This window comes from Lutibacter oricola, assembly GCF_900106565.1.
GTDB classification, from domain to species: Bacteria; Bacteroidota; Bacteroidia; order Flavobacteriales; family Flavobacteriaceae; genus Lutibacter; species Lutibacter oricola.
The window spans coordinates 126,203-151,766 of record NZ_FNNJ01000008.1 but is presented as its reverse complement, the minus strand read 5'-3'; the positions used below and the strand labels follow the sequence as shown (position 1 = coordinate 151,766).

The following is a 25,564-nucleotide window of genomic DNA, read 5'->3' as shown; positions in this document are numbered from 1 at the left end:
TCTGAAACTCCTTCTCCAACTGCGTCAATAATTCCTGACATTTCATGACCTATAGTTTCTGGCATACTCACTCGCTTATCCATCATTCCGTGATAAATGTGAACATCGGTTCCACAAACCCCTACAAATGCTACTTTAATTCGTACTTCTCCCTTAGCTGGAGCTTCGATTTCTTTCTCTATTACTGTGAAGGTTTTATTACCCTCGTATTGTGTTGCTTTCATTATATTATTTGTTTCAAATAGTAAACTAGTTTCTCATTTGAAACAAATATACAACATATATTAAATATAATCTTCACTAAAAACAATTATTTTTAGCTAGCTAACTTAAAGATTTTGAGAACAATAGAAACAATAATATTTAAAAAGAGTTCATTTTCAACAAAAAGCATTTACTTTTTGAATTATTTAAAAAGAAAATAAAAAAACAGCGAAAAATTCTCAACAAAACGAATAAAAAAAAGAGAATTTTTCAAAAAAAATTAACCAGCTAAATACCCTAATTTGTTAGAAATTTCTAACGCGTATTTTGCAACAATCTTTCCTTTAGAATCAAATTCTTTTGATGGCATTCGCCCATGTGGCGCTGTTATCCAAATTGAAGCTACTGGATATCCATATTCATTAAAAATTGGAGCACCCACACAATTAATACCTTGTATATCTTCCCCATTATCAATTGCGTACCCTAATTCCCTAACTTTTCGAAGCTCTTCCTTAAATTCTTTTCTTGTAGTAATTGTATTTTCGGTAAATTTTGTTAAGGTTTTACCCTTTAATATTTGATCTGTTTCACTTTCTGGCAAATACGCCAAAACAGATTTTCCACCAACCGAACTATGCAGAAAATATTGAGTACCCAACTCTACTGATAATTTTACAGGATATGAAGATGCTACTTGCTCTAAAATAGTACCCTTATCACCTAAAATAACACCTAACATTACCGATTCTTTCAGCTCGTCTCGCAAAGCACGCATAACATCTATAGACATTTCAACAATACTTTGCTCATTCATTGAAGATATTCCCAATGTTAGAAGTTTTCTTGAAAGAGTTATTTTTTTTGTAGTTTCATTTTTTTGTAAGTAATTTTTAGAAATTAATGTATTAACAATTCTAAAAGCACTAGATTTAGAAATAGCTAAAGTTTGAATAATTTCAGTTAATGTTGCTCCCTTAGTTTGAGTTGCCAACATTTCAATAATTAACAAACCTCGCTCCAAATTTGGAACACTGTATGATGATTTTACTTCAACTTTTTCTTTTTTCATATATCTTTTCTTACAAACAACAAAAGTAATATTTATTATTTAACTTTTAAAAATCTAAAAAAGGCCAACTCCGTTTTTACACTTTGCCAGCCTTTAATTTTCGCTTAAATAATATAATTAATTATTGTAACTCTATTACAATACTCTTAGATTCCATTCCTTTTGAAGTTGCAACAACCTCAACTTTACCAGCTTTATCTTTTGCTTGAATAATTAATAGTGTTCTACCCTGATGTGTAGTATTTACATTAGTTTGAAATTTTTGAATACTATTTTTCCATCCATTATCTACACCTAATAATTTGGCTTCACCCTTAATTTCAAAAATAATTTCTTTATCATCTGTTTTTACAGGATTGCCCTTACTATCAACCAATTGAAGTGCAATATGCGAAACATCGTAATTATTAGCTTTTATAGTTTTTTCTTCAGAAGCTAACGTAATTTCAGATGATTTTCTAGCTGTATGTAGCTCTTGAACAAACGCCTTTCCATCTTTTTTACCTTTAGCTACCAATTTACCTTCAGCAAAAGGAACTCCCCATTTGTATATATGATCTTCAAAATCTGCAAGATTTTTTAATCCTAAAGATTTTTCATTTAAAAACAGCTCAATTTCTTCACAGTTTGAATATAATTCAATAGAGATTATTTCTCCGTTTGCATAATTCCAGTGCTCATTTATATTGTACCATTCCCACAATTGTGTTTTCCATTTTTCTGGATCTTTAGGAGCTATTTTTCCATTAGCATCAATTTTATTTAATGACTTTTCAATATTTTGAGTTGCAAAAAAGATATGAGGCTCACTAGACCACAATATTTTCATCATATGATACGAACCTTTTGTAAACCCTGCCGTATTTAACAATCCTGAAGGTTGGACTCTAGTTGGCCAAGGTGCTCTAATTTCACCCATATAATCGAAACCTGTCCAAAGGAAAACACCAGAAATATGCGGTCTTTCTAACACTGCTTTCCACTCGTGATACTGCGCTAAATTCTCTGTACCCATAATTGGTTTATTTGGGTAATTTTTATGTCCGTAGTCATACAAAACTCTTCTGTAACTATACCCAACAATATCCAAAGCATCTGCATAACCCGATAAATGACTAGCTGAAGGTAAAATACAGTTTGCTGTTACCGGACGCGTAACATCTAACTCTTTTGTCCATTTTGATAATTTTTGTGCGGTTTTACCAATATCGTATTTTCCTCGAGGCAATGTTTCAAGTTGCTTTTTAATTTCTGTAGTTGTATAAGGAGGTTCAGACCAAAAATAGTTTCCACTCCAACTCATATTGTTAAAAAAGCCAGTTGCTGCTGCATTTCTTGGGTACGTCCATTCAATTTCATTTCCAATACTCCATTGAAAAATTGAAGGGTGGTTTCTATGACTTAACACAACCGCCTGTAAATCTTTTTTTGCCCATTCTTGAAAATGCTCTCCATAACCACGTGTAATATAATCGGTACTTTTAGATTCGTTTTGGTTGTAACGCTTATCTTTTGGGTTATCCCATTCATCAAAAAATTCATCTTGAACTAGAAACCCCAATTCGTCACAAAGCTCTAGCAATTCTGTAGAAGCTGGATTGTGAGAAACACGAATAGCATTTACACCTCCATCTTTTAAAATTTTCAACCTTCTTTTTAAAACTCCTTTTGGAATTGCGGTACCAACCATACCAGCATCGTGATGAATACAAACACCTTTTATTTTCATGTTCTCCCCATTTAAAAAGAACCCTTTATCTGCATCAAATTTTATACTTCTAATTCCAAAATCGGTTACATAAGAATCTATTTCTTTTTCATTTTTGATAATAGAAGTTACTGCTTTAAACATATTTGGATTATCAACACTCCATAATGATGGATTTACAATATCTATGTTTTGACTAATTTCTACTAAAGAATTTGACGCTATTTTAATTTCAGAACTTTTTGAAGAAATTGCATTTCCATTTGCTGCTACAATCACTGTTTTTACAGTTGCACTTTCTTCCAAAGAAAAATCATTTTTTACAGAAACTGCAATATTAACTGTTGCCTTGTTTTTTGAAACTTTAGGTGTAGTTACAAAAGTTCCCCAAACTGGAATATGCAATTTATTAGCCGTAATTAATTTTACATTTCTGTAAATTCCAGCTCCTGTATACCACCTACTATCTGCAAACCTTGTATGATCAACTTTAACAGAAATCTCATTATTTTTTCCATCTTTATTCAAATACTTTGAAATATTATAGTAAAAAGGTGAATAGCCATATGGATGAAAACCTAATTTTTTTCCATTAATATATGTTTCAGAATTATTATAAACTCCATCAAACAAAATATAAGTCACTTTGTTTTCATCATAAGGAATATCAAAAGTTTTTTTGTAGTACCCATAACCTTTACTTGCCAAATACCCCGTTCCAATAGCGTCATCTCCTAAACTTTTATCAAACTCATTCTCTACCGCCCAATCATGTGGCAAGTTTAATGTTTTAAATTCTGCTTGAGGAATACTACTTATTTCAACATTATTTTGAGAAAGTGAGAATTCCCAATTTAAATTAAAATCTGCATTTCTTTTTTCAGACTCTTTTATTGTTGAATTACAACTAAATAAAATAATACTTATAAAAAGTAAAATACTTAGCTTTAGTTGACTTATTTTTTTAATTGTATTCATTTAGTTTATGATTAGTTTAGATTGCAACTGAATTTTACTTTTGTTTGAGATTTTAACTATATACACACCTTTTGACAAATTACTAGCGTCTACCTGTTGATTTTCATCAACTATTTTTTGAGAATGAACTAACAATCCATTCATAGAAACAATAGAAATTTCTCCACCTATCATTTCTTTTGGCATATAAGCCGAAAATTGCTTTTCGGTTGGATTTGGATATAAAATTAAGCTATTTTCAAGCATTAATTTTTCATTAAACACTCCTTGACATTCTTTATCTGTTTTTACTGAAATAGAATTAATTCCAAAATTCAAAGGCAGGCTAATTTCGTTAAATGTAGTTTCAACTTCTTTACCGTTTATATTTACAATATAGTTTGTGTTACCAGTTAATTTTAAAACAACCGATTTACTTGAAATATCAATTTTTGAAGATACAGAAATTGCTTCAGGCTCGGTTATTTCAATTATAAACCGTGCATTATAATCTGGAAATTCATCAATTTTCACCTCAACCGTATATGTTCCTGGTTTTAAACCTTCAACATTTAAATTATTAGTAAAAGTAAAATTTTTATTGTAGTTATCTCCTATAATGGTAACAGCATAATTTAAACTTTTTACCGATTTAATTTCTAGTTTTCCATTATTTTCTCCTGTACAGGTAGAACCTATTGTTTTAATTTCAAAATTATTAGAAGGCAGACTTAAAGGATCAAAAACTCTAATATTATCGCTAAAATTAAAAACTTGTAAGCTAACACTACTTATATGTCCGCCAGCATCACCAAATTCAACTTCAACAGTATTATTTTCTTGTAGTTCTCCAAACGAAACTGGAATTTCTAACACTCCAAAAAAGCGTTCGCGTTGCGCTTGATCATATCCTCTCCAATCATTTGGCACTTCAATAGTTTGTCCGTTTATTTTAACGGATGGATGTAAAGACTTTCCGTGTTCTCTACCAACACCTACGCGTAAAACAGCTTCACCAAAAGAACCCTTTACTACATTATTAATATTAAATGTATTTGGCTGGTTCGCTACAATAGGTTTTAAATAAGAAGTTGCGTAATACTTTGTTTCTTTGGAAGTTTTATTAATTGTAATTGCACTGTCAAAAGTATATTCCAAAATAACTGTAGACTCAGCTCCAATTTCAACAGATGAAATTGCAGCATTAAATGTTTCTTCTTCTAAAACCGTTGTATTTCCGCCAGACAAGGTTAAATGTCTTTTTAAAATTGAAGACACATTAATATTACTAGCATCAAACACATCTAAATTAACTGTAGTTGCTTCAAAATTTAAATTATTTAAAATTACATATCCTTTATCTCCATCTACATAAGCATCTACCTGTATATCTAAATCATCGGTTATAGAATCTACGCGGGTACCATTTACATTTTGCCATAATTGAAAAAACTTAACCATATCCGTATAAACCCATTGTCCAGTATAACTATCTGGCTCGTTAGTTTTACGCATTAATCTACTTGGATAAGGTATATCTTTATCTGTATTATAACCCCATTCTGCCTTAACAATAACAAAGTTTATTGCTGAAGCAATTGATTCTGGACGCTCTAAAAAAGACATTAACTGAGAGTTTGAAGCTTTTACATGCAACCAATCTCTATAGGAACTCCAAGTTTCATTATTATAATCGTGTGTTTGTGCTCCATATTCTGAAATTACAAAAGGCTTCACTTCATTAAACGAAAGCTTACTATAATGCTCCATCATATCAAAAGTTGCCTCTACATTACTTCCTGAACGTAATTCTTTCTCACCTCCACGAATTGACCCAAAATCATATAAATGAATAGACCAGAAATCCATTTTCTCACCAGCTACATCCATAAATAATTTCCATCTATTATTCCAACGCTGAAAATCACCAACTTCAAAATCGGGAAAAGCAGTTGTATAACCACCAATTTTTAAATTCGAATTTTGAGCTCTTATAGCATCAGCAACCTCCACATGAAAATCTGCAATTTCTTGTATGGAATTAGAATAATCCATTTTTCCGCCCAAAGCTTCGTAAGCAGGCTCGTTAATTACCTCTATATATGTTGGCACTTTTTGTCCGTTATCTCCGTGAAATTCATTAAAGTAACGCCCCATATATTCTCCCGTGGCAGTTGGACTAGCAAATTTCCAACCTTGACCAGTTTCTTTTTGGCTTTCGCCAGTCCAAAACGGATGCAATTGAGCTCCAACAACATTATGTACTTTTCTAACTTCATACTGATGAATATCTGTATTGTTTGCAAAATTGTTTCTTGTAGTTAACCCTCTTGAAGCAATTTCGGTTGGGTTTGCAAATCCAGTTCTTGCCGGATCTTCTTGAATTTGATTTATATTCCAAGTAATACCTCCAGTATCTCTACCCAAATACACATCGTAACCATTTAAAAAATGGTCTTTCAAATCTGAAGTAAAGTTATCGCCATTCCATTCATTTTCGGTTGAATTTGCATGGATAACCATAAATTTTGATCTATCGAAAGTTGAAGCTTCTCCTACAGAATGTTTTACATTTAAATTTACAGTAACATTTGTTTGCGCATAAAAAGTAAACAGGTTTAAAAACAATATAAAGGTTAAAATTCTTCGTGTCATTATTAGTGTGTTTTTTAGGTGATAAAAACATTTTTCAACACTACAAATTTTAAAAATATTAAACCATTCAACTAATTTACAACTAGACAAAAACTCAACACGAAGCAAATATCGTATAGAATAAAACTAGACCACATTAAACATTTTAATAATTAAAAACACACACCACAAACCCTTTAAAATCAACAAAAGATAGCAACTATACTCAACAAAAACAGTATCCAAACAGCACCAACCTCAAGTTAAAAAATACTGTTTTCAAACGTTATTATACTTCACACTTTAAAAAAACAGACTCACAACTTTTTAATTTTACATACCTTTGAATACAATACAAAATAGACTTTTATGAATTTTAATAAGATTTACATATTCCTATTTTTTACATTTACTTTAGTAATAAACACCTTAAACTGCCAAGAAAAAAAATTAACTAGCAGCACACTATCTAAAGCTCTTTTATTAAAATTTAAACAACCAGACAGCGCTGCTTTTTACTTCGAAAAAGGCTACAAACAAAATCTAATTAAAAAAGATACACTTTCTGCAATTAACTTTTTAATTCAACTTTCTGAATTATATGCACATAGTGTTAATTATGGAAAATCGTATGACGGATATTGGGAAGCATTGTTATTAGCAGAAAAATCTAATGATTTATTTAGCACAGCTAGTATTTACCAAGGGTTAGGTTGGCTCTATAGCTTTTACAAAAGAAATGATGAAGCTTTAAAATACTTTAACCATTCTATCTCAATAAGAAAAAACTTACTTAAAGAAGATAAATCCGAAACAAACTATTCATATTTACAAAGCGACTATTTTGCCGTATTAAATTTATACAGAACAAATAGTAATTACATAATTGCTAAAAAATACTTAGACAGCTGCTACCAAATAAAAGAAATAAATTATCCAGATTCTGAGAGTTTTTATTTAGTACCTGAAGAAGCTTTTTTAGATGCTACTAAAGGAAACTTTAAAAAAGCACTTAGTAAATTAAACTCTTCTGAACTGTATTTTAAAGAGAACAATCCTTCTTATTTAGTTATTATTAATGCATTACTTGGGAAGGTATACAGACTAAAAAACGACAAAAAACAGAGTATTTTTCATTTTAAAAAATCACTTCAAATTTCAAAAGAATCAAAAACTCATATTAATTATAGAATAATTGCTTATGAAGCTCTTTCTGAAATATATTTTGAACAACAAAATTTAAAAGAAGCCTACAAATATTTAAAACTTACAAAACAACGAAACGAAGAAATATTTGGGGGTCAAAGCGAAAACAACAAACATTTGTTAGAAATAAAAGACAAATATAGAATAGAAAAAGACAAGCAAAACGACCTAATAAATCAAAAACATATTGCTCAACTTGAGCACGAAGAAAAAACCTCTTTCCTTCAAACGGTTATTCTAACAGTATTCTTAATTTTTCTAATTCTTTACGCATATATTTGGGGTAAACACATTAGAAATAGACATAAACTTGAAAAGAAAATTCTTAGAGAAAAACAAAAACTAAGAACTCAAAAACAAAACGAAATTTTAGAATTAAAAAACAAAGAATTAACAGAATCTGCTTTAAGGTTAATTGAAAAAGATGAATTTATTTCTAGCATAAAAAAGAAAATATCTAACCAAAAGGAAAATATAGATATAAATGTTATTAAAAGAATGCTAAAATCAATTCAAGGCACCCCAAATAGTAATTGGAAAGAATTTGAAGCTAGATTTACCGCTATAAATCAAAGTTTTTACAACAAACTAAAAACAGAGTACCCACAACTTAGCCAAACCGATCAAAAAATATGCGCATTAGTTAAGCTTAATTTTCCAAGTAAAGACATGGCTAAACTTCTAGGAATTTCTGTTGAAAGCGTTCACACTTCAAGATATAGACTTCGAAAAAAACTGAACTTAGACCGAGCAGACAATTTAGAAGAGTTTATTAACAAAATCTAAAAGAGTCTATTTACAACTTACACCAAAAACAACAACACATTTACCCATTCAAATTTAACTTGTTTTTAAATTGCTGATTATCAATACTTAAAAAATTAAAAAATATATAAAAGTTTAGTTCTAGTCTAGTTCAATTTTTAAAATTATTATTTTTTGTACAGTTTTGGTCTAGTTGAAACCAACTAGATTTCAGCTAATTATAATAAAATTTGTATATCTAAATTTAAAAAGAACTGATATATGAAATTCAAATTACTAGTTAATTGGAAAACTAAATGTTATCTAATAACAACTATGTTATTACTTAGCATAGGAGTTATTCAATCACAAAGCCTTACACTTAAAGGTACCGTATCTGGCGATGGAAATCCGCTTCCAGGAGTAAGTGTAATTATTAAAGGCTCAAATAGCGGTACTACTACAGACTTTGATGGACTGTTTGAAATTAAAGCAAACACAAGCGATGTTTTAGTATTTAGTTATATGGGGTTTAAAACCAAAGAAGTTACTATTGGTACAACTACAAACCTAAATATTACTTTAGTGTCTGATGTAGCTGCTCTTAACGAAGTTGTTGTTGTTGGTTACGGTACACAACGTAAAAAAGAAGTTACAGGTGCGGTTATTAATGTTGGCGAAGAAGTTATTGCAAAAACAGCAACATCTGATTTAGCAACCGCTCTACAAGGTCAAGTTGCTGGTGTTAACATTCAAGCTGCTAGTGGACGACCAGGAGCTGCTGCCAATGTTCAAATTAGAGGTTTAGGTTCTGTTAGCTCAGGATCTTTAGGACCATTATATGTTGTAGACGGAATTCCTTTTGAAGGAAACCCAAACATTGCTCCAGAGCAAGTAAAATCTATCGATATTCTAAAAGATGGTGCTGCTGCTTCAATTTATGGAACTAGAGCATCTAACGGTGTAATTTTAATTACCACTAAAAAAGGTTCTAAAGGTAAAATGAAAATTGACTTTAGTGCCTATACTGGTATTCAAAACATTACTTCCGGTACACCTTTAATGAATGCTGAACAGCAAATGTATACTGAAGAGGTTTTATTAGAAGCATTGGGTAGAGATCCTTTAATTTTCTTCTTTAATCAAGATGCTTTAGATTATAATTCTGACTTTGTTGGTGATGTTCAGAATAACAATGCTCTTATTCAAAATTATAACCTTTCTCTTTCTGGAGGTGTCGAAAACTTAACCTTAAACTTTAACACAGGATACTTTAAACAAGATGGTGTTTTAATAAACTCTGGATTTAATAGATTTACAAATAGAATTACTGGTGAATTCAAAAAAGGAAAATTTAAAGCTTATGCTACTTTAGGTTTTACCGAAGAAAATAGAGATCAAGAACCTTGGGGATTATACGAATATGCTATTACTCAAAAACCTTGGCAACCACCATTAGCAGATTTAGCTTCAATAGGTGACAATGGTGTTCAAATTCCTGTTAGAAATGCCGAACAGTATGGGTACTTATCTAAACAATTAGGAAATACTGATGAGACTACAGTTAAAAGTTCAAACATTGCTGTAAACTTATCATATGAAATTTTAGAAGGGCTTAATTACAAAATAAGTTTAGGTAGAAATAGCTGGGATTCAGAAAGAAACTTTTTTCAAAAACAATATTTAATTTACAATAGAGATGGAAGTTACAATGCTGGTGCTTCAAATGAAAAAGCTTCATTAAATAAAGATTATTTCTGGAGCACAAAACAATCTATTGAAAACATTGTAAACTATAATAAAGAGTTTGGAAAACACAAAGTAGGCTTACTTGCTGTATTATCTTACGAAAAATACAATAGCGAAACTCTTGGTACAGGTGTAATTTACAGCAAAGAATCTGGAAATTCTTTAGAAATTATTAGTGGTGGTAGCGAAGGTATTACTCCAAATGGTATTGAAGAAGAAAGAACGCTTTCTGGAAAATTATTTAGAGCTCAATATAACTATGACGACAGATACTTATTATCTGCAAGTATTAGACGTGATGGATCTTCTAAGTTTTCAGAAGAAAATAGATATGGTAATTTTAAAGGTTTTTCAGCTGGTTGGAATATTCATGAAGAGCAATTTTTTGAAAACTTAAAGTGGGAAAAACTAAATAGTGTAAAATTAAGAGCTAGTTGGGCAGAAGTAGGAAACCAAGATATTCCTTCTTATTCTTTTAGTCCAGTTATAGAATCTGGAATTAATTACCCATACGGGCCAAATGAAAGCTTAAATTTTGGTGCAATTCAAAGAAGATATGTAGATCCAAATATTAAATGGGAAACTACTATTTCTAAAAACATTGGTATAGATATTACAATGTTAGACTATAGATTAAATTTTACTGCTGATTTATATCAAAACGATAAAGAAGATATGCTTCTTCAAGAAAGACTACCTCCTTCAACAGGAACTTACCAACCAAGAGCAACAGGTGTTTACGATGTAAAAACTATTAATGCTGGTAACATGGTAAATAAAGGTATTGAATTAGCTTTAAGTTATAAAGATGAAACTGCTAGCGGATTGAAATACAATATTTCTTCTACTTTCACTAAAAACAAGAACAAAGTAACCGATTTAAACGGTATTGAAAGAGGTTATGCAAATGCACGTCCTATAGTTACAAATGGAGAAAATACGGATTATACTACATTTTTAGCTGAAGGTTACGAAGCTGGTGCATTTTTCTTAGTAGAGCACGCTGGTGTTATTAAAAATGACGAACAATTAGCAGCATATCAATTAATTGACGGTAGTGCTCAAAAAGGAGACATGATGTATGTAGATCAAGATGGAAATAATAAAATTGATGATAATGATAGAGTGTATGCTGGTTCTGGACAAGCTGAATTTGAAGCAGGTATTAGCGTTAATTTAGAATATAAAAATTTCGACTTTTTTGTTCAAGGATACTATTCTTACGGTGCCGAAATTTACAATGGAGCCAAACTACACGCTTACTCTAGAGGAAGACACGCCGATCAATACTATATGTGGTCTCCACAAAATCCAGATTCAGACATTCCAACAGACAGATTAAACTCATTACATAACAATGTTAGAGCAAGATCAGACTATTTTATTGAAGATGGAACATACTTTAGAATTAGAAACTTAAGCCTAGGTTACACAATACCAAACTTAGTTGAAAAAACAGGTATAGAAAAAGCAAGAGTCTATATAACAGGTGTTAATCCTTTTACTTTCACAAACTACGATGGTTATGATCCTGAAGTTGGTGGAGATGGAATCTTTACTCGTGGAGTTGACAGAGGAAATTACCCTGTAACTCGTCAGTTTATGCTTGGTGTTCAATTAAGCTTTTAATAACCGATAAAAATTAAATAATGATGAAAAATATTTATATAAAATTTCTTCTTTTAACAGCAATAATTTTGGTTGGTTGTGATGAAGATAGTTTTTTAGAACAAGTAAATCCGAATGCAATTACTGAGGACACTTACTGGAGTTCAGAAAGTCAGTTTAACAGCGCGTTAACCACTGTATATGGCGCCTTACAATTCAACAACCTAAGTGCAGGTGGTCTATTACCAGAAATGAATATGTCTGATATAGGAGGTTGTGAAACTTGGAATGCAGGTTACACCTTTAGAAACCTAAACCAAAATGATGCTACAAATTCTGTTACTGGAAAATGGAACGAACTATATGTTGGTATTTTTAGAGCAAATCAGGTAATACAGTATATTCAAAATGCTGAAGATTCTAATTTTACAGGTAATAGCAAGGCTCAAATCGAAGCGCAAGCTAGGTTTTTAAGAGCATTCTATTATTTTCAAGTAGTACACTCTTATGGTGGTGCAGTAATACACACTCAAGTTGCAGAAACATCTGAAGATCTTTCAAAACCTTTTTCAACAATAAGCGATGTAAATTCAACAGTTATTATTCCAGATTTACAATTTGCACAAGCTAATTTACCAACTACTTGGACTGGAGATGATATAGGTAGAATTACTTGGGGAGCAGCGACAAGTTTACTAGGAAAAGTTTATTTATTTGATAAAAATTTCCCAATGGCGGCTGGTTTATTTAAAGAAGTTATAGATTCTGGAATTTACAGTTTAACAAATAATATTATCGACAACTTTAGCCACGAAAATGAATTTAATTCTGAATCAATTTTAGAAGTTTCTTACTCATCAACTTTAAACCCTGGTGTTAACGGTAATATTATAGATGATAACCCAAATGAAACTGGAGCAGAAGCTTCAACAATGGCCAGAGGTATTGGACATCATTTAGAAGGTGGTGGATACAATGGTATTATGCCAACTTATTATTTGCACGAAATGTTTTTAGCTGATGAAGTTGATCCTACAAACCCAATTAACAATGGTAATGTACACTCAAAAAGGTTAAATGCTAGCATTGCTCCTATTGATTATGAAGGATTGTATTATAACAAACTAGTAGAAGATATGTCTGGTTGGGCATACGGACAAAGTGCTTACACAAAAAAACATAGCAACTGGTATCATTTAGATGCTGAAGACACCGAATTTAGGTCTGGTATTAACTTTAGACATATAAGGTTAGCAGATGTTTATTTAATGTATGCCGAAGCTGTTATTGAAGCAAATGGAGACTACGATATAGCTATTGAATATATTGACAAAATAAGAAAACGTGCAGGTGTAATAACACTTCAAAAATATATGGATGATAATGCTGGAATGTTCCCTCAACTACATATTAGTAAAGAAATTCACGGAACAAGACCAATGGTTTCTGCAAGTTCAGAAACAGTTATGACACACTTAAGAAGAGTAGAAAGACCTCTAGAACTTTGTTTTGAAGGACACAGATGGAAAGATTTAGTACGTTGGGGAATTGTACAAGAAGTGTTTAGTGAACTACGTGCTGATGAAGTTTGGAGATTCGATAATATTGAAGCTTTAAACGTTAAAAAGAATGCAGCTATTGGTAACGATGGAACCGGAATTGCACCTCTATTTATTAAAGAACGAATTAGACCAGACTTTGTAATTTGTTCTGATGTTTACACTCCTAGTCAGCACAATTATTTCCCAATTCCTGCTGGAGAAGTTCAAGCTAACGATCAATTAAACAACTAAACAGCGAATTATGAAAATTAAAACATTTAATATATATATACTATTCGTACTTTTTGCAATAACATTTAGTTCTTGTGAAGATGAGAATGACGTAAAACTATCAGAAACAAATCACCAAGTGATTTATACTTCTGAAATGGACTTTGAAAACACCATTCAAGTAAACGGAAAAATTTCATTTTCTGATGTATCGCAAGGTATTACTTCTAGACAATGGACTTTTCCAGAAAATGTTGTGGATATTATAGATTCTGAAAACGATATAACATCTACAGAAGTTACAGTAAAAACTTACTTTAATAAAGCAGGTATTTACGACGTTAACTTGCATCAAGAATTTAAAGGAGATGCCTATGTTGGAGAAACTATAAAAGGAAAATCTTTAGACACAACAATTGTAGTTACTGTTTTAGATTATTTGAATGCAACTATTACTGCAAATTACATTAATGAAGATGGAAGTACTGGAGCTGCCTTAAATTTAGCTGATATGGCTGAAAATGAAGTAACAGCAAGTAAGTCTGTACGATTTTCACAATCAACTATAGGTGGTCCTGAAAACTTTAATTGGACTTTAGAAGGCGGAGATCCTGAAACTGTTGAAGGGCAAGAAAACTCAATAGATATAAAGTACAAAAAATTGGGTGTATATGATGTTCGATTTATTGCTTCAAGAGCAAGACCAGAAGGAAGAGATACAGTTTACTTTAAAGATTTAATTAAAGTAATTCCGTCTACAGACCCAGTTGATTTGGAAAAAGTTACAGCAAATGAAGATGGTGAAATTCTACTATTATTTAGTAGAGAAATGGATGCTTTTACTCTAGACAAAGCTAACTTTTCAGTTTCAATTAATAATGGAGACAATTCTATACCTGCAACCATAGCAAACGCTTCTGTTGATGCTTCAGATGCTACAAATGTAGTTTTAACACTTGAAGGTGATCGAGTTTACAATAACGATATTGTTACTGTTAGTTATACTCCTGGAGTATTAATGACTACTGATGCTGTAGCAGCTACTGCATTTACAGATGTAGCGTTAGAATTTGAAACTTACAACATTTTACAAGACACTGATTTTGACTATAGTTTTGAAAATACAACAGCTACACAATGGCCTTACCTTTGGTGGGGAGGAAACTGGGGAATGTACGACTTAGAGGTTTCTTCGTCAAATGCTCAAGATGGCTCTAAAAGTGCTTATGTTGAATACCACGAAAATGGAGGTATGATTATTGGTCATAACGATCTTGGAGGTAACGCAGTTACAGTTCCTATTGTAGCAGGCCAAGCTTATGAATTTGGACTATGGATTTATGTTACAGAAGATTTTGTAAGCTCTCCGTACCCTCTAAATGATTCCGTATTCGAATCTGACATAAGAATTTACCCAAGCGACTGGAGTTTTGAAGCTCTTGTTACAACATTTAAAGAAGATTTTCCTATTGGAGAATGGGTTTATACCAATGTGTTTGTTACAGGTGCAAACGATGCTGATGTTAATTTCTTTATTAGAGGTTACAATGTTGGAACAGATAAAAGATTAAAATTTCATATGGATAATTTAAGTGTTTCTAAAGTATCTCTTAGACCATAACATAATAAGTTGAGTTAAGTTTAACTTCCCTAGTATGCATGCTACTAGGGAAGTTTTTTATTCAAAAATTTAGTTAAACACAAAAAAGCCGTTGCAATTGCAACGGCTTTTTCTACCCTTTTGTTAAAAATCTATTTATTAATTCAATCTATTTACTTTCTATTAGTTATCAGATAATGTATAAGTAATTGTTAGTGTTGTTGACTCATCGAAGTTTAAGTTTGCATACGCATCTTTATCTTCGCTTTGAGTTATTCTGTAGGTTAAGTTATGTCCATTTTTAGCGCCATTTCCAGTATAAGCACTTCCTATTCCTTTAATAATGTTTGTTGCTTTTTTGTTGTTTAAAACAATACTTTTCTCAGCAATTTCTCCCATTGTTCCTTCTCCATCTCCTTCGTATTTATTAGCAGATACTGTTAAGTCAATTCCGCTTGGTACATCACCATCTGTAATTTGAACTGTAATTGCTCTTGAAGATTCGTTACCTACTATTGAAGAGTAGTTTAACCATAAATCACTGTTAGATTGGTTGAATTCTACTTTTTCTCCTGCTTCTGTTGGTGCAGTTGCTTTTAATGAAATTGCTTTAGCTGCTGTAGATTCGATATCTAATAATGCTACTTGTGGAACACCTAATTTTAAAGAATGTGAATCTTTTTCTGTGTCTTGAGCAAAAGTACTTGTAGTTGCGATAAATATAACTGCTGCGAATACTAATTTTGAGAATTTCATAATACTTAAATTTTTAATGTTTTATATATTTTGTTAAATAAATGTCCAACCTTGTTGTTGATTACACTGCAAATATATGGCGAGATAATAGCCTAAAACTTAAAATTAGATTAGTAAAATTTAAGTATCGATGAATGGTTAATTATTGTCGATTAAGTAAAAAGTTTATTTATTGTATTGGTTAAATCTTCTCGTTTAAACTTCGATATTTCCTAATCATAAAACACATCAAAATTAAATTCGAAAAAATAAAAACCTTCTTGATTTTTATCATAGTACTCATCAACTTATAAGGTTAAATTTGCTGCTTATTTTTAATAAAATTGCACCTTTAAAAATAGAAAATGAGTCGTAAAAAGCATTGTAACATACCCATATTTATTCCCGAATTAGCTTGTCCACATCAATGTGTGTTTTGCAATCAAGAAAAAATTAGTAACACGTTGTCAATTCCATCAGCAAAAGAAATTAAAACTTTAATAGACAACTATTTAGAAACTATTTCAGAAGGAACTGAAATTAACATTGCTTTTTTTGGCGGAAGTTTTACCGGCATTCCAAAAGATGAAATGATTGGCTACCTAAAAATAGCTTACAAATATGTAAAAGAAGGTAAAGTTCAAGGAATTCGAATTTCAACAAAACCAGACTATATTACAAATCCAATTTTAGATACCTTAGAAAAATATGGTGTTACAGCTATTGAATTAGGAGCGCAATCTACAAACAACAAAGTTCTTGTAAAATCTGGTAGAGGGCATAAATTCGATGCTATAGAAAAAGCTTCAAAATTAATTAAACAACGAAATTTTGAACTTGGCCTACAAATGATGTTAGGTTTACCTCACGACACTTTAAACCTTTCTATTCAAACAGCAAAAGACATTGTTCGCCTAAAAGCCGATACAACACGTATTTACCCAACACTTGTAGTTAAAGATACTGTGCTCGAAAAAATGTACAATAGAGGTGATTACAAAGTGCTTTCTATGGATGAAGCAATTGTTTGGAGTAAAGAAGCCTTGAAAATTTTTACAAAAGCAAATATTAAAGTTTTAAGAGTTGGCTTACACCCTTCTGAAGAATTAGAACCTGGTAAATCGTTAATTGCAGGTCCAATTCATCCTTCATTTAAAGAAATGGTTTTATCTGCTTTATGGAAAGATTATTTGCACGAAAAATTAATACCAAAAGGAAAATCAATAATTAAAGTTGCACAAAACCAACTAAATTATGCCATTGGCTACAAAGGAATTAACCGAAAATACCTTTTAGAAAATGGTTGTGATGTAAAATTTGTAAGTGATGCAACATTAACTAATTTTGAGTTTAATGTATGCAATAATTGATCATAGAGTTTCTTTAGAAATTAAAAAAAACCTTGAAAAATATGTTGAAGGAATTTTCGAGTTTTCAAGTAATGCCATTACTTACAATTCTATTTCCGGACATCCAGACATATTTATTTTTCAAGATCAAAACGGATTAATAATAGCTCCAAACGCTCCCAAAAAACTTATTAATTTCCTCGATACTATTAAAGCTAAATACTACTTCGGAAATAAAAATGTAGACGAAAGCTTAAATAATAGTGTATTGTACAATTGTTTAACAAACAATAATTATTTTTTCTGCAAGCCCAATAAGCCCGATTTAGCTATTCAACAAAAACATTTAGATAAAACAATGGTAAACCTACCTCAAGCGTATACTAGGTGTAGTATGTTTACTATAAAAGATACTGTAATTACATCAGACAAAGGAATTATAAAAGAACTTGCAAAACACAAAATAGAATCATTTTATTTTGAACCTTCACAAATTAAAATTGAAGATCATAAACACGGATTTATAGGTGGCACAATGGGTATTATGGATAACAAAGTATTCTTTTTAGGAAACATTTTAAAACATAAAAATGGCAATGCATTAAATAAATATATTACCAACCTTGGCAAAGAAGTTATTTGTTTAGGAACTGATTATTTATATGATGGAGGAAGTATTTTTTTTGTATAACCACTTAAAATATTAATAATTATTCTCCTTCTTATACTCCCACTTATTTTGCTGGCTATATTCAGCATTTTCTTTAGTAATAATTTCTATTGGAGAGTATATTTTTTTAGAAGGGTTTTTATTTTGAATTAAATAATCTGCCATTGTTTTTATAGCCCTATAACCTTGGTTAAACGATTTTTGAGAAATTAAAAAAGTAACTTTATCATCTTTTAAACATTCTACGTTTTGAATTGTAGTATCAAACCCAATTAAAGATAAGTTATTCAGTTTATTTGAAGGTAAACTGTTAGAAATAATAGAAATTCTACTAGAAGGCACCCAAATACCATTAATTTCAGGATTTTCATTTAAAATTTCATTTAGTTTTAAACTCACAACACCTTCATCATCTAAGTCTTCCAAATAAAATGTAGTGTAATTCGCATCAATGTTTTTCAATAAAAAATAATCTTTAAACCCTCTAATTCTATTCTCAATTAAAGTATTACTATATAATTTAGATGCTATTAACGATATTAAATACTCAGTTTTACCTCCAGTACTTATATGCATTAATTTAGCAGAAGTAAACCCTCCTTGATAAGCGTCTTGACCAATAAAACAAAGGTTATTTAAATTATCAACATCTAAATTTATAAAAATATAAGGCGTATTAATTTCGTCTAGTTTTTCCGTAAATTTTAATGTTTCTTCAATAAAATAAGGTGAAAATATAACAGCGTCTGGTTTTGTTTCTAAAATTTTCTTGTATTCAGTTACAAACGTCTCTCCTTTTAATTGGTTAAACTTATAAACTTCAATACTCATTCCTAAATGCAACATTTCATCTGCGGCTTTAGAAACCCCCATAAATGGTGACTTCCAAAATAAATTAGCTTCATCAAAATCCGGTATTAAAACGGCAATTGTATACTTTTTTCGTAGTGCTAAAGAGCGAGCAACTGTATTTATTTTAAACTTATGCTCCTTTAATATTTGTTGAATTTTCTCTTTTGTTTTTTCCGAAACACCGCTTCGGTTATGTATAACCCTATCAACCGTTCCTGGAGATACATTTGCAATTTTGGCAATATCTTTAATGGTAATCATACCTTTTTAATTATCTAATTTTCAGTACAAATATTATAAAAAAATAGTTCTAATTAAAATTTATTCCTAATTTTGCGTGTACGCACACGGTAAATTGAGTTTTAAAGACAACTCTTCTAATATAAAAGTATTATTAATGAATAAATTCAACATAAAAAACAAAGTTATAATAATTACTGGAGGAACTGGTATACTAGGTGGCTCAATTGCTAAAAGTTTAGCAAATTCTGGAGCTCGTATTATTATTTTAGGTAGAAACCAGGCTATTATAGATAAAAAAGTTACTGAAATAACAAAAAATGGTGGTACTGCTACAGGTTTTGAAGCTAATATTTTAGATGAAGTTTCTTTGAAAGCTACAAGAGATACTATTTTAAAACAGTTTCCAAAAATTGATGCTTTAATTAATGTTGCAGGAGGAAATATGCCTGGTGCTACAATTGGCCCAGATCAAACCATTTTCGATTTAAAAATGGAAGATTTTAAAACAGTAACTGATTTAAATTTAAACGGTACAGTAATTCCTTCAATTGTTTTTGGCGAAGTAATGTCTAAACAAAAAGAAGGTGTAATTATAAATTATTCTTCAATGGCAGTTGATAGAGTTATAACTCGTGTTGCTGGTTATTCGGCATCTAAAGCTGCAATGGAAAACTTTACTAAATGGATGGCTGTTGAAATGGCAACTAAATTTGGAGATAAAATTAGAGTAAATGCTGTTGCACCCGGATTCTTTATAGGAAATCAGAATAGAGCTTTACTTACCAATAAAGACGGATCATATACAGAAAGAGGAAATACAATTATTAATGGAACACCTATGAAACGTTTTGGTGAAGCTGAAGAATTAGACGGAATAGTACAATTTTTATGTAGTGATGCTTCAAGATTTATAACTGGTGTTGTTATTCCAGTTGATGGTGGTTTTAGTGCTTTTAGTGGCGTATAAATTTTAGAACAGAGAAAAAGACAATATAAATGCAAGAAACTTTTAGATGGTTTGGTGTTAATGACCAAGTTCAATTATCAGATATTAAACAAGCAGGTGCAACTGGTGTAGTAACAGCTTTACACCATATTTCAAATGGAGAGGTTTGGGAAGTTGAAGAAATAATGAAGGTAAAATCAGTTATTGAAAATACTGGTTTAAAATGGTCTTTTATCGAAAGCATTCCAATTCATGAAAATATAAAACTTAGAACCGGAGATTATTTACAACGCATAGAAAACTACAAGCAGAGCATTAAAAACATTGCAAAATGTGGTGTAAAAAATGTATGCTATAATTTTATGCCAGTTCTAGATTGGACTCGTACACAACTTTTTTGGGAATTAAATGACGGAAGCACTGCTTTAAGATTTGATAAAGTTGAAATGGCTGTGTTTGAAAAATATATAATGGAAAGAGATGGTGTTGAAAAAGACTATACTCCAGAAATTTTAGAGCAAGCTAAAACTAAATTCTCGAAAATGACTTCTGAAGAAAAACAAGCTTTAGAAGATAGTATTTTAAAAGGTTTGCCTGGAACTGTAGACGATTTAACCATTCCTGTTTTTAAAGAAATGATTGCTCAATATAAAAACATTTCTCACATAGATTTAAAAGCGAATCTTTCTTTCTTTTTAAATGAAATAATTCCTGTTGCTGAAGAAAACGGTGTAAAAATGGCAATTCATCCAGACGATCCACCTTTTGATATTATGGGATTACCTAGAATTATAAAGTCCGAAGAAGACTTGGACGATTTGGTAAATTTTATTGATAGTCCTTCAAATGGTATTACATTTTGTACTGGTTCATTAGGTGCAAACCCTGATAATGACCTTCCAAAAATGATTGAAAAATTTGCAGACCGCATTCATTTCCTTCATTTAAGAAATGTAAAAAGAGAACCTAATGGAAGCTTTTATGAAGACAATCATTTAGATGGCTCTTCAGATATGTTTGAAATTGTAAAATCAATTTTAAAAATTGAAAAAGAACGAGGTGTTTCAATTCCAATGCGACCAGATCACGGACATCAAATGTTAAGTGATTTAAAAACTAAAAGCAATTATGCTGGTTATTCAGCTATTGGTAGGTTAAGAGGTTTAGCAGAATTGAGAGGGTTAAACTTAGGAATTTCAAAAAGTTTAAGTTTATGAATTTCACAAAAAACAAAACATTTATAAATAATAATTTTTTGTTAGAAACTGATACTGCTATAAAATTATATCATCAGTTTGCTTCAAAAATGCCAATTATAGATTATCACAATCATTTATCTGCAAAGCAAATAGCAGAGAATGAACCAATGATAAATATTACAGATGCTTGGTTAAGTGGCGATCATTACAAATGGCGTGGAATGCGTGCAAATGGTGTTGATGAAAAATTTGTGACTGGAAATTCTACCAAAGAAGAAAAATTTGAAAAATGGGCCGAAACTGTTCCATACACCGTTGGAAACCCATTGTTTCATTGGACTCATTTAGAGTTAAAACGTTATTTTGAAATCGAAGATTTATTACAACCTTCAACTTCAAAAGAAATTTATGAAGCAGCAAATCAAATTTTAGCTAAAAAAACTCCAGCAAATTTATTGGAGGATATGAATGTTGAAGTGGTTTGTACAACTGATGATCCAACAGATAATTTAGAATATCACCAACAAATTGCAAAAGGGAATTTTAACATTAAAGTTTTACCAACTTTTAGATCTGACGGATTGTTTCTAATTGAAAGTGAAAACTTCCGAAGTTATATCGAGAAACTTGAAAAAAGTACTGCTATTTCAATTTCGAACTTTGAAGACTTATTAAAAGCTATTGATTTAAGAATTGAATTTTTCCATAACAATGGTTGTCGATTATCTGATTACGGAGTAGAAGGAAACCTTTTTGTAGATGATTATAATGAAGAAGAAGTTTCAACAATATTCAGCAAATTTTTAAATAATGAAACCTTATCAGATTCTGATTTAGGGAAATATAAATCGTGTATTCTTCATTATTTAGCTAGAAAGTATTACACGAAAGGTTGGACACAACAATATCATTTAGGCGCAATTAGAAACAATAATAAACGCCTTCAAAATTTATTTGGAGCCGATGCTGGTTGCGATTCAATAGGAGATGTTCCGATAGCTAAATCTTTATCTAAGTTTTTAAATCAATTAGATAGCGAAGAAAAACTTGCTAAAACTATAACTTATAATCTAAACCCAGCTTATAATGAAGTATTAGCCACAATGATGGGGAATTTCAACACAAGTGAAGTTCCTGGAAAAATGCAATATGGTGCGGCTTGGTGGTTTTTAGACCAAAAAAACGGAATAGAAAAACAATTAAATACACTTTCTAATTTAGGATTGTTAAGCAGATCTATTGGGATGCTTACGGATAGTAGAAGCTTTTTATCGTTTCCTCGTCACGAATATTTCAGAAGAATACTATGTAACATTTTAGGAAAGCAAATTGAAAGAGCAGAATTACCAAACGACATTAACTTCTTTGGAAAAATTGTTGAGAATATCTGCTATAATAATGCAAAAAATTATTTTAATTTTTAAAAAGAACATAAAAATACAATCGATTGTATTTGTTTTGAATTGATTATATTTACACTCCTTTTAAACAAACAAAAATGCATAAACTTATGAAGTACAAATTAATTCTTATTGTCTTTCTCTTTGTAGGAATAACATCTTGCAAAAAAGATAACGGCACTAAAGTTCTATACTTAGGACACTCTTTACCTCAAACACATCCAGTGCATAAAGGTATTTTGGAATTTCAAAAGGCATTAGAAAAAAAATCTAATGGAACTTTAAGTGTTAAAATATTTCCAGATGGACAATTAGGTTCTGAACGTGAAGTTCTAGAGTTATTACAAATTGGTAGTGTAGCAGCAACTAAAGTAAGTGCGGCAACCTTATCTAATTTTGTGCCAGAATATCACATATTAGGAATTCCATATTTATTTAGAGATAAAGAGCATCAATTTGAGGTTTTGGAAGGAAAAATAGGTAAGTCCATTTTAGAAAAAGGATCTAAGTTTTGGTTACGTGGTCTATGTTATTATGATGCCGGAAGTAGAAGTTTTTACACTAGTAACAAAGCCATAAGAACTCCAGAAGATTTAAAGGGATTAAAAATTAGAGTAATGAATAACCAAATGGCAATTAATATGGTAAATGCTTTGGGTGGATCGGCAACTCCATTGTCATATGGAGAATTATATACTGCTATTCAGCAAGGTGTTGTAGATGGTGCAGAAAATAATCCGCCATCATTTGTATCATCTAATCATTATGAAATTTGTAAATATTATACAATAGATCAGCATTCATCAATCCCAGATGTACTTTTAATAGGTACTAAATATTGGGAGAGCTTAACGGAGCAGGAACAAATTTGGGTACAAGCAGCGGCAGACGAATCTGCACAAGCAGAAAAAATATTTTGGAATGAATCTGTTGAAGAATGTATGGCCATTTCAAAAAAAGCAGGTGTAGAAATTATTATTCCAGACAAATCCTTATTTGCTGAAAAATCGAAATCTGTTGTTGAAGAATTTTTAAAGGAGTTTCCAGAAATGGCTCCTATTGTTAATGAAATTAAAAATAATTAATTATGAATAAATCGGAATTTATTTTTAATAAAGTATGCCTATTTCTTGAAAGGTTTATGATCATCGTTTTTGGACTTTTAGTTTTAGACGTTTTGTTTCAAGTGTTTTCAAGATATCTATTAGGTACATCGTTCACTTGGACAGAAGAGTTTGCTAGATTCTGTTTAATTTGGATGACCATTTTAGGTGCTGCCTATCTAAACGGAAAAAGAGAACATTTATCTATGGATTTTTTATATGATAAATTAAATGATCAGAATAAGAAAAAAGTTTCTGTTCTTATAGAAATATTAATATTTCTTTTTGCACTTATAGTTATGGTTGTTGGAGGTTTAAATTTAGTTTACACTACTTTACATTTAGAACAACTATCGGGTACACTGCGAATTCCTTTAGGTTATATTTATGCTATTTTACCTTTTAGTGGCTTTCTAATTATGTGCTTTTCAATTTATCACATTTCAAATATTTACAAAAACAAAATCAACCTATAATTATGAGTATAGAAGTTATAAGTATTATCGTTTTATTTGTTAGTTTCTTTACGCTTTTATTGCTTAAAGTACCGGTTGCATATAGTATTGGAATAGCTACTACATTAAGTTTATTATTGAATATTGATAAAATGCCAGGTTTAACAACCATAGCACAACGAATGACAACTGGTATTGACAGTTTTGCTTTACTAGCCATACCTTTCTTTATTCTCGCCGGTGATATTATGAAGCGAGGAGGAATTGCTAATCGACTCATAAATTTTGCGAAATCTTTAGTTGCTAGTCTTCCAGGAGGTTTAGCATATGTAAACATATTAGCATCCATGCTTTTTGGTGCTATTTCTGGATCTGCAGTTGCTGCTGCATCTGCAATTGGTTCAATTATGACAGATAGAATGGAAGAAGAAGGTTATCCGCGAACATTGAGTGCATCTGTAAATATTACAGCATCAACTACTGGGTTATTAATTCCACCAAGTAATATTTTAATTGTGTATGCTTTGGCAAGTGGAGGAACAGCCTCTGTAGCTGCCCTTTTTATTGCAGGGTATTTACCTGGAATTTTATTAGGTTTTGCTATTATGGGTTATGTAGCATTTATAGCTATTAGTAAAGGATATTCAAAAGGAAAACGTTCTACATTACGTGAAATATGGACTTATTTTAGAAAAGCATTTTTTAGTTTACTATTACTAGTTGTTGTAGTTGGAGGTATTGTTGCAGGAATCTTTACTGCTACCGAAGCTTCGGTAATTGCAGTACTATATGCAGCTGTACTTTCGTTGATTTATGGAGATATGAAAACTAAAGATTTTCCATCTGTACTGTTATCTAGTGCAAAAACTACGGCTGTAGTTATGTTTTTAATTTGTACATCTATGGCAATGTCTTGGTTATTCTCTTTTGAAGGTATTCCAGAAATGATTAGTTCGTTTTTATTGGAATCTTTAAACAATAAATTTGCCATATTTTTAGCTATCAACCTTATTTTATTAGTTGTTGGAACGTTTATGGATATGACACCTGCTGTATTAATATTTACACCAATATTTTTGCCAGTTGTAACTACTTTAGGTATGCATCCAGTACATTTTGGAATTGTAATTGTATTAAATTTATGTATTGGTATTTGTACTCCTCCAGTAGGAACTTTACTCTTTGTAGGTAGTGGTGTTGCCAAAATATCCGTTACAAAGGTTATACGGCCCCTACTCCCATTTTTAGCTCTTATGGTAGCTGTATTAATGCTTATTAGTTTTATTCCAGAAATATCAATGGCTTTACCAAATGCATTTGGTTTATAGTCTAAAATTAAAAACAATATAAAAAGAGCC

Annotated in this window: 18 protein-coding genes; 12 read left to right on the top strand and 6 right to left on the bottom strand. The window is 30.8% G+C overall.

Going from position 1 to position 25,564, the window contains the following annotated elements; translation table 11 throughout:
* From BLU40_RS13685 to BLU40_RS13670, 4 genes are all read right to left on the bottom strand, one after another.
* The coding region (locus BLU40_RS13685) for an alcohol dehydrogenase catalytic domain-containing protein (RefSeq protein ID WP_175454765.1) at positions 1 to 224 on the bottom strand (224 nt) is incomplete at its 3' end.
* A gap of 260 nt (positions 225 to 484) precedes the next feature.
* Complete coding sequence (locus tag BLU40_RS13680) at positions 485 to 1,276, bottom strand: IclR family transcriptional regulator (protein WP_090124676.1); 792 nt, start codon at positions 1,274 to 1,276, stop codon at positions 485 to 487.
* A gap of 121 nt (positions 1,277 to 1,397) precedes the next feature.
* Positions 1,398 to 3,962 (bottom strand): glycoside hydrolase family 2 TIM barrel-domain containing protein, encoded by a 2,565-nt coding sequence (locus BLU40_RS13675; protein ID WP_090124673.1) that lies wholly within the window; start codon positions 3,960 to 3,962, stop codon positions 1,398 to 1,400.
* A complete protein-coding gene (locus BLU40_RS13670) occupies positions 3,963 to 6,596 on the bottom strand; it encodes a T9SS type A sorting domain-containing protein (RefSeq protein WP_090124670.1) in 2,634 nt (877 codons plus the stop codon).
* Between the two features lie 348 nt (positions 6,597 to 6,944).
* Between BLU40_RS13670 and BLU40_RS13665 the strand changes: the two genes are divergently transcribed.
* From BLU40_RS13665 to BLU40_RS13650, 4 genes are all read left to right on the top strand, one after another.
* On the top strand, positions 6,945 to 8,567 hold the full coding sequence (locus tag BLU40_RS13665) for a tetratricopeptide repeat protein (protein WP_090124666.1): 1,623 nt from the start codon (positions 6,945 to 6,947) through the stop codon (positions 8,565 to 8,567).
* Between the two features lie 240 nt (positions 8,568 to 8,807).
* Entirely contained in the window at positions 8,808 to 11,903 is a 3,096-nt protein-coding gene (locus BLU40_RS13660; protein WP_090124663.1) for a SusC/RagA family TonB-linked outer membrane protein, read from the top strand.
* 20 nt (positions 11,904 to 11,923) lie between these two features.
* Positions 11,924 to 13,675, top strand: a complete 1,752-nt coding sequence (locus tag BLU40_RS13655) for a RagB/SusD family nutrient uptake outer membrane protein (protein ID WP_090124660.1) — start codon at positions 11,924 to 11,926, stop codon at positions 13,673 to 13,675.
* A 10-nt stretch (positions 13,676 to 13,685) separates the two neighbouring features.
* Positions 13,686 to 15,275: a SwmB domain-containing protein gene (locus BLU40_RS13650; protein ID WP_090124658.1), complete on the top strand. Its 1,590-nt coding sequence runs from the start codon at positions 13,686 to 13,688 to the stop codon at positions 15,273 to 15,275.
* Positions 15,276 to 15,437: 162 nt separating this feature from the next.
* Here the strand turns inward: BLU40_RS13650 and BLU40_RS13645 are convergent, their stop codons facing one another.
* The gene (locus BLU40_RS13645; RefSeq protein WP_090124655.1) at positions 15,438 to 16,010 is read right to left on the bottom strand and encodes a hypothetical protein; all 573 of its coding nucleotides are present in this window, start codon (positions 16,008 to 16,010) and stop codon (positions 15,438 to 15,440) included.
* Positions 16,011 to 16,354: 344 nt separating this feature from the next.
* On the opposite strand from BLU40_RS13645, the gene BLU40_RS13640 reads away from it, so the two are divergent.
* Positions 16,355 to 17,359 carry an elongator complex protein 3 gene (locus BLU40_RS13640; RefSeq protein ID WP_090124652.1) on the top strand — a complete coding sequence of 335 codons (1,005 nt, stop codon included), beginning with the start codon at positions 16,355 to 16,357 and terminating at the stop codon, positions 17,357 to 17,359.
* On the top strand, positions 17,343 to 18,029 hold the full coding sequence (locus BLU40_RS13635; protein WP_090124649.1) for a DUF6873 family GME fold protein: 687 nt from the start codon (positions 17,343 to 17,345) through the stop codon (positions 18,027 to 18,029). Before BLU40_RS13640 ends, BLU40_RS13635 begins: the two co-directional genes overlap by 17 nt.
* A gap of 12 nt (positions 18,030 to 18,041) precedes the next feature.
* Here the strand turns inward: BLU40_RS13635 and BLU40_RS13630 are convergent, their stop codons facing one another.
* The gene (locus tag BLU40_RS13630; protein WP_090124646.1) at positions 18,042 to 19,121 is read right to left on the bottom strand and encodes a substrate-binding domain-containing protein; all 1,080 of its coding nucleotides are present in this window, start codon (positions 19,119 to 19,121) and stop codon (positions 18,042 to 18,044) included.
* Between the two features lie 136 nt (positions 19,122 to 19,257).
* Between BLU40_RS13630 and BLU40_RS13625 the strand changes: the two genes are divergently transcribed.
* From BLU40_RS13625 to BLU40_RS13600, 6 genes are all read left to right on the top strand, one after another.
* On the top strand, positions 19,258 to 20,070 hold the full coding sequence (locus BLU40_RS13625; protein WP_090124683.1) for an SDR family oxidoreductase: 813 nt from the start codon (positions 19,258 to 19,260) through the stop codon (positions 20,068 to 20,070).
* A 29-nt stretch (positions 20,071 to 20,099) separates the two neighbouring features.
* Positions 20,100 to 21,266: a mannonate dehydratase gene (uxuA, locus tag BLU40_RS13620; protein WP_090124644.1), complete on the top strand. Its 1,167-nt coding sequence runs from the start codon at positions 20,100 to 20,102 to the stop codon at positions 21,264 to 21,266.
* Complete coding sequence (gene uxaC / locus BLU40_RS13615; RefSeq protein WP_090124641.1) at positions 21,263 to 22,672, top strand: glucuronate isomerase; 1,410 nt, start codon at positions 21,263 to 21,265, stop codon at positions 22,670 to 22,672. Before uxuA ends, uxaC begins: the two co-directional genes overlap by 4 nt.
* A gap of 86 nt (positions 22,673 to 22,758) precedes the next feature.
* On the top strand, positions 22,759 to 23,733 hold the full coding sequence (locus BLU40_RS13610) for a TRAP transporter substrate-binding protein (RefSeq protein ID WP_090124638.1): 975 nt from the start codon (positions 22,759 to 22,761) through the stop codon (positions 23,731 to 23,733).
* Positions 23,734 to 23,735: 2 nt separating this feature from the next.
* Positions 23,736 to 24,227, top strand: a complete 492-nt coding sequence (locus BLU40_RS13605; RefSeq protein ID WP_090124635.1) for a TRAP transporter small permease — start codon at positions 23,736 to 23,738, stop codon at positions 24,225 to 24,227.
* Between the two features lie 2 nt (positions 24,228 to 24,229).
* Positions 24,230 to 25,534 carry a TRAP transporter large permease gene (locus tag BLU40_RS13600; protein ID WP_175454794.1) on the top strand — a complete coding sequence of 435 codons (1,305 nt, stop codon included), beginning with the start codon at positions 24,230 to 24,232 and terminating at the stop codon, positions 25,532 to 25,534.
* Positions 25,535 to 25,564: the final 30 nt, after the last annotated feature.